The organism is Bathymodiolus platifrons methanotrophic gill symbiont (genome assembly GCF_002189065.1).
In the GTDB taxonomy this organism is placed as follows: Bacteria; Pseudomonadota; Gammaproteobacteria; order Methylococcales; family Methylomonadaceae; genus Methyloprofundus.
Window position 1 is genome coordinate 1 of the sequence record NZ_BDMN01000256.1, and the last position, 5,156, is coordinate 5,156.

Consider the following 5,156-nt stretch of genomic DNA (forward strand, 5'->3'; position numbering starts at 1 on the left):
GCATTGTGTATTTCAGCTACTCAATAATTGGGAAACTTCAGATACTAATGTAGAGATAAACTAATGAATTTAACTAAAGAACAGGAACAGAAAATACTTACTAATAAAGTGATTGATATCGCCTTACGACTCGCATTTATATTTTTAATTACTGCCCTGTGCTTCCAGATTATTAAGCCTTTTATAATTATGGTCGTCTGGGGTATCATTATTGCAGTAGCTATTTTTCCACTTTATAACAAGTTAAGTCTCGCTCTTGGTGGTCGTTTTAAACTAGCTGCTATACTCTACACACTATTTGCATTAAGCCTATTAATTGGGCCGTCAATCATGATTACTGGCTCACTTGTAGAAACGACCTCAACTCTGGCAAAAGGATTTCATGAAGGCACTTTGACTGTTCCTCCCCCAGCTCAAAGTGTTAATGAATGGCCATTGGTTGGTGATGAAGTTTACGCGCTCTGGAGTCAAGCCTCGAATAATCTTGAAGAAACATTAAAACAAAATAGAACTCAAGTTAAGGAATTAGGTGAAGCTTTTATCTCTGCTGTTGCTGGTGTAAGTGGCGGTATTTTACAGTTTATTGTTTCAATAATTATCTCTGGTGTATTTTTGGCCAATAACAAAAGTACTTATGCTGTCACTATAAAAATTGTTTCGCGACTGAGAGATAAGGACCAGGGTTTACATTATACCAACCTGGCAGTCGCAACCATTCGTAGCGTTGCACAAGGCGTACTGGGAGTTGCTCTTATTCAGGCTATTCTCGGTGGTGCTGGTATGTATGTTATGGATATACCTGGCTGGGGTCTCTGGACAGTATTTATTCTTATTCTTGCTGTAGCACAATTACCACCACTTTTAATACTTCTTCCTGCTATCGTGTATGTTTTCTCTGTCGCTGACACAACACCAGCCATCATATTTTCAATATGGAGTATTATTGTCAGCATGAGTGATGGCTTACTGAAGCCTTTGCTTCTTGGTAGAGGAATAGATACCCCAACACTAGTTATCCTGCTGGGAGCCATTGGTGGCATGATATGGTTTGGTATTCTGGGTTTATTTGTTGGTGCTATTGCACTTGCATTAGGTTATGAACATTTTATGGCATGGCTGGATACAGATACTCAACAAGCGTAAGTTTATAGGAGCGGTCTTTAGCCGCGAAGCCTATACACGAAATTCGCGTCTAAAGACCGCTCCTACGCAGAGTACACACTATATTCTATAAGGGACGAGCTTTCATGATACAAAGATTACTAGCTATCAGCCTATTATTCTTATTGGCTGGATGCGCACCTTATGCCAAAGATATTAAAGTCAGCACTGAAGTGGGAATTAACGCTGATATTAGTCTCTATCAAAATTATAACTGGCTAAATATTATTACTAGCTTGAACGATCCAAGTGGAGAGTGGCAACCACCAGGTTTTGATATTAGCAATGATATTAGACTACTTATTGATCGTGAATTAGATAAACGTGGGGTGCACTATAATACCACTAGCCCTGAATTAGCCGTCTCATTCAAGATTAATGTAAATATGCAGGCATTAAAGTTAGTAAAAGCCCCTAAGAGCAAGCAAGGTATTTTAATTAACAAACCTGATGCTACTTTAATGGTAATGTTAATTGATGTCGCGAGTAAAAATATTATCTGGATCAGTAAAGCAGATGCTGAGATACAGGAAAATATAGATGCCGAATTAGTACGTAAGCGACTTGACTATACCATTACTGAAATGTTCAAAGCTTTGGATAAAAAATCCTGGTTTTAAGAAAATACCCTATGATTAATTCACACTCATAATCATCCAGTAGCCTTTCCCTAACGACAGGGCTTCTTCATCACTAAACTTTACGGGCCAGGTAATCGAGTAGTCCCGCTGGTAAAATCCTTTTTAAATAGCCAAACAAATAAGTTGGAAAAGTCACGTAATAACGAATTTTAGGACGCTTCGACTCCATTGCATGAATCACCTTCTGAACTACTGCATCAGGCGGTAAGGTAAACGGAACAGCAGGGCCTTTTTTTTGTAGGCGGACTTCCATCGTTTGGTAGATTTCTTTGTGCGGGCTATGCGCCGGATCTATATTTTTCTGATATAAAGCAAAAGCATTTTTCCTGAAATCACTACTAATCGGCCCCGGCTCAATTAATGAAAGATGGATATTAGTACCGTATAATTCCAGGCGTAAAGTATCTACCAGCCCTTCCAAAGCAAATTTACTGGCATTATAAGCACCCCGATAAGTCATCGCGATAAAACCTAACACTGAACTATTGTAAATAATTCGTCCTTTTCCTTGCTCACGCATTAAAGGGATAATTAAATTGGTTAATTCATGAGTACCAAAAAAATTGGTTTCAAATTGCTCACGCAAAACATCCCTGCTTAGATCTTCCACTGCCCCTGGCTGCCCAAATGCACCATTATTAAACAATCCATCAATTTTACCATCCGTCATTGTAGCCACTTTTTTTACTGCGCTCTGGATGCTATCACTATCAGCTAAGTCCAGTTGCACTACCTCAAAGCCCTCCTCACTCAGGCGCGTAACATCTTCAGCTTTTCTGGCAGACGCAATAACGCGATATCCGCGTTGCTTTAAAAGCACAGCCGTTCGATAACCTATTCCTGTCGAGCAACCAGTAATTAATATTGTTTGTGTATTCATTTTGGGTATTATTTAAAGAGGGAAGTATGCTTTTATGCTATGATTTATGTCAACTGAAGTACACTTCAGATCCTGTTTTTTCTTATTTCTAACAGCGGCCTATACGTGCTGTTTACTTATCTTGCGACCCCATTTAATGAGCTCTATCTGGAATTCCTGCCTGTCCCGCCTTGAAAATGAAATCTCCACAAATGATTTAAACACCTGGATTAGACCATTACAAGCGCAAGAAGAAAATGATGTTATTAAGCTTCTGGCTCCTAACCAATTTATTATTGCCCATGTAAAAGAGCAATTTTTAGGCAAAATTGAAGATGCTGTCTATGAGTTCTCCAGTGGTCAATACACAGTAAAAATGGAGATAGGCACTAGAAATGTAAAACCAGCCATTACAGCAAACCAAAACAGGATTTTTGCTGGTACGCCAGCAAATGAACCTCAAAAGAAGAAGAAAAAGACACCAACCTTTATCAATACTGCTTTTACCTTTGAAAATTTTGTTGAAGGTAAATCGAATCAACTAGCAAAAGCTGCATCAATACAAGTCTCTGAAAACATTGGGAAAGCCTATAACCCACTGCTAATATATGGCGCTTCTGGCTTGGGGAAAACTCACTTAATGCATGCTATCGGCAATGCAATTCTAGCAAAAAACCCAAATGCCAATATTGTTTATTTGCATTCTGAAAAGTTTGTTCAGGACATGGTTAAAGCTTTCCAGCAAAACAGCATCAATGCTTTTAAAGATTATTACCGTAATGTTGACGCTTTATTTGTCGATGATATCCAGTTTTTTGCGGGAAAAGAACGTTCTCAGGAAGAGTTTTTTCATACCTTTAACTCCTTATTAGAAAAGAAAAACCAGGTTGTTTTAACTTGTGATAAATACCCTAAAGAAATTGAAGGTCTTGAAGATCGTTTAAAATCACGTTTCGGCTGGGGTCTACCCGTTGCTGTCGAGCCACCTGATCTGGAAACACGCGCGGCAATTTTAATGAATAAAGCCCAGCAAAATAATGTTGAACTCGATCACGAGGTTGCTTTTTTTATCGGTAAACGTATCCCATCTAATGTACGAGATCTGGAAGGAGCATTACGCCGTGTTCTAGCTAACGCTCAATTTACTGGCGCAGATATTACTATTGATTTTGCCAAAGAGGCATTACACGATTTAATATCCCTGCAAGATAAACTGGTGAGCATAGACAATATTCAAAAAACGGTCGCCGACTACTTCAAAATCAGAATAGCCGATTTATTATCTAAAAGCCGTAAACAATCAGTTACACGCCCTCGACAAATCGCGATGTCCCTAGCAAGAGAATTAACTAGCCATAGCTTACCAGAAATTGGTGATGCCTTTAGTGGCCGTGACCATACGACCGTTATTAATGCCTGTAAACGAATCAAGGCATTACGCACTAGCGATTATAAAGTTGAAGAGGATTACGCGAATTTATTACGCACTTTATCGCATTAAATCGAATACAAATGAATTCAATAGCTTACTCTTACTTTTACTAGAAAAAGCTAAAGTTTTATACTCCGGCTTTTCATATCTTCAAAGACAGCAGCACGCCGTAATTAATTATTAAGCAAGGAACAATGAAAAGAGTATTTGACATTATCTTAGCTATATTTTTATTAGGAGTTTTTAGTGCTCCAATTCTAATAGTCTCATTACTTGTTAAATTTACTTCATCCGGACCTGTTTTATACTGGTCGGATCGGGTAGGGTTAAATAATCACTTATTTACAATGCCTAAATTTAGAAGTATGAAAATTGATACTCCGGAAGTTGCTACGCATTTATTAGCAGACTCTCAAAGTGTATTAACACCCATAGGTAATTTTCTGCGTAAAACTAGCCTGGATGAATTACCGCAACTGTGGAATATACTAAAAGGAGAAATGAGTTTTGTCGGTCCACGGCCAGCCTTATTTAATCAGGATGACCTGATTGCATTACGTACTGAACAGGAAATTCACCATTTAATTCCAGGCTTAACAGGCTGGGCACAAATAAATGGCCGTGATGAATTACCTATCCCTCAAAAAGTAAAGCTAGATGCAGAATATCTGCATAATCAGTCTTTTACCGGAGACTTGCATATTTTATGGCTAACCCTATTCAGGGTAATAACTAGGCATGGGGTAAAGCATTAAGTACATTTTCTTTACTCCTGAATATGCTGATAATTTTCTTGGCTAGCAAAGGAAAAGGTCCTATTTTTATTTTTCTTAACCTCGGTAGTAGATTATTTATAAACTGAAGTTTCCCAATTATTGAGTAGCTGAAATACACAATGCTGGTGTATCGAGGTTTATTTTAGGTGGTTTTGCCATGTTTATAGCAAACCCCTACTTAATTCCCCTTAGGCAATAGCATTTGAAATGAATGAAAAGACTATTTTTTTCATATAGTTGTAGCATAGTTTCAATTTTACCATAAATAATTATTGGGAAACTTCAGT

5 protein-coding genes are annotated in these 5,156 nt (G+C 38.0%); 4 read left to right on the forward strand and 1 reads right to left on the reverse strand.

Annotated elements, in window-relative coordinates; genetic code table 11:
* The first annotated feature begins 63 nt into the window (after positions 1-63).
* Both CDZ78_RS14225 and CDZ78_RS14230 read left to right on the forward strand, forming a co-directional pair.
* The gene (locus CDZ78_RS14225) at positions 64-1,143 is read left to right on the forward strand and encodes an AI-2E family transporter (protein WP_087870602.1); all 1,080 of its coding nucleotides are present in this window, start codon (positions 64-66) and stop codon (positions 1,141-1,143) included.
* 104 nt (positions 1,144-1,247) lie between these two features.
* Positions 1,248-1,781: a DUF4136 domain-containing protein gene (locus CDZ78_RS14230; RefSeq protein WP_087870603.1), complete on the forward strand. Its 534-nt coding sequence runs from the start codon at positions 1,248-1,250 to the stop codon at positions 1,779-1,781.
* Positions 1,782-1,854: 73 nt separating this feature from the next.
* Here CDZ78_RS14230 and CDZ78_RS14235 read toward each other — a convergent pair whose 3' ends face one another.
* A complete protein-coding gene (locus CDZ78_RS14235; protein WP_087870604.1) occupies positions 1,855-2,682 on the reverse strand; it encodes an SDR family oxidoreductase in 828 nt (275 codons plus the stop codon).
* Positions 2,683-2,818: 136 nt separating this feature from the next.
* On the opposite strand from CDZ78_RS14235, the gene dnaA reads away from it, so the two are divergent.
* Positions 2,819-4,162 carry a chromosomal replication initiator protein DnaA gene (gene dnaA / locus CDZ78_RS14240; protein ID WP_087870605.1) on the forward strand — a complete coding sequence of 448 codons (1,344 nt, stop codon included), beginning with the start codon at positions 2,819-2,821 and terminating at the stop codon, positions 4,160-4,162.
* A 125-nt stretch (positions 4,163-4,287) separates the two neighbouring features.
* Positions 4,288-4,848: a sugar transferase gene (locus tag CDZ78_RS14245; RefSeq protein ID WP_087870606.1), complete on the forward strand. Its 561-nt coding sequence runs from the start codon at positions 4,288-4,290 to the stop codon at positions 4,846-4,848.
* Positions 4,849-5,156: the final 308 nt, after the last annotated feature.

Coding starts and splice junctions, on each gene's coding strand:
- CDZ78_RS14225 (WP_087870602.1), top strand. CDS start 64: ATGAATTTAACTAAAGAACAGGAACAGAAAATACTTACTAATAAAGTG.
- CDZ78_RS14230 (WP_087870603.1), top strand. CDS start 1,248: ATGATACAAAGATTACTAGCTATCAGCCTATTATTCTTATTGGCTGGA.
- CDZ78_RS14235 (WP_087870604.1), bottom strand. CDS start 2,682: ATGAATACACAAACAATATTAATTACTGGTTGCTCGACAGGAATAGGT.
- dnaA (WP_087870605.1), top strand. CDS start 2,819: ATGAGCTCTATCTGGAATTCCTGCCTGTCCCGCCTTGAAAATGAAATC.
- CDZ78_RS14245 (WP_087870606.1), top strand. CDS start 4,288: ATGAAAAGAGTATTTGACATTATCTTAGCTATATTTTTATTAGGAGTT.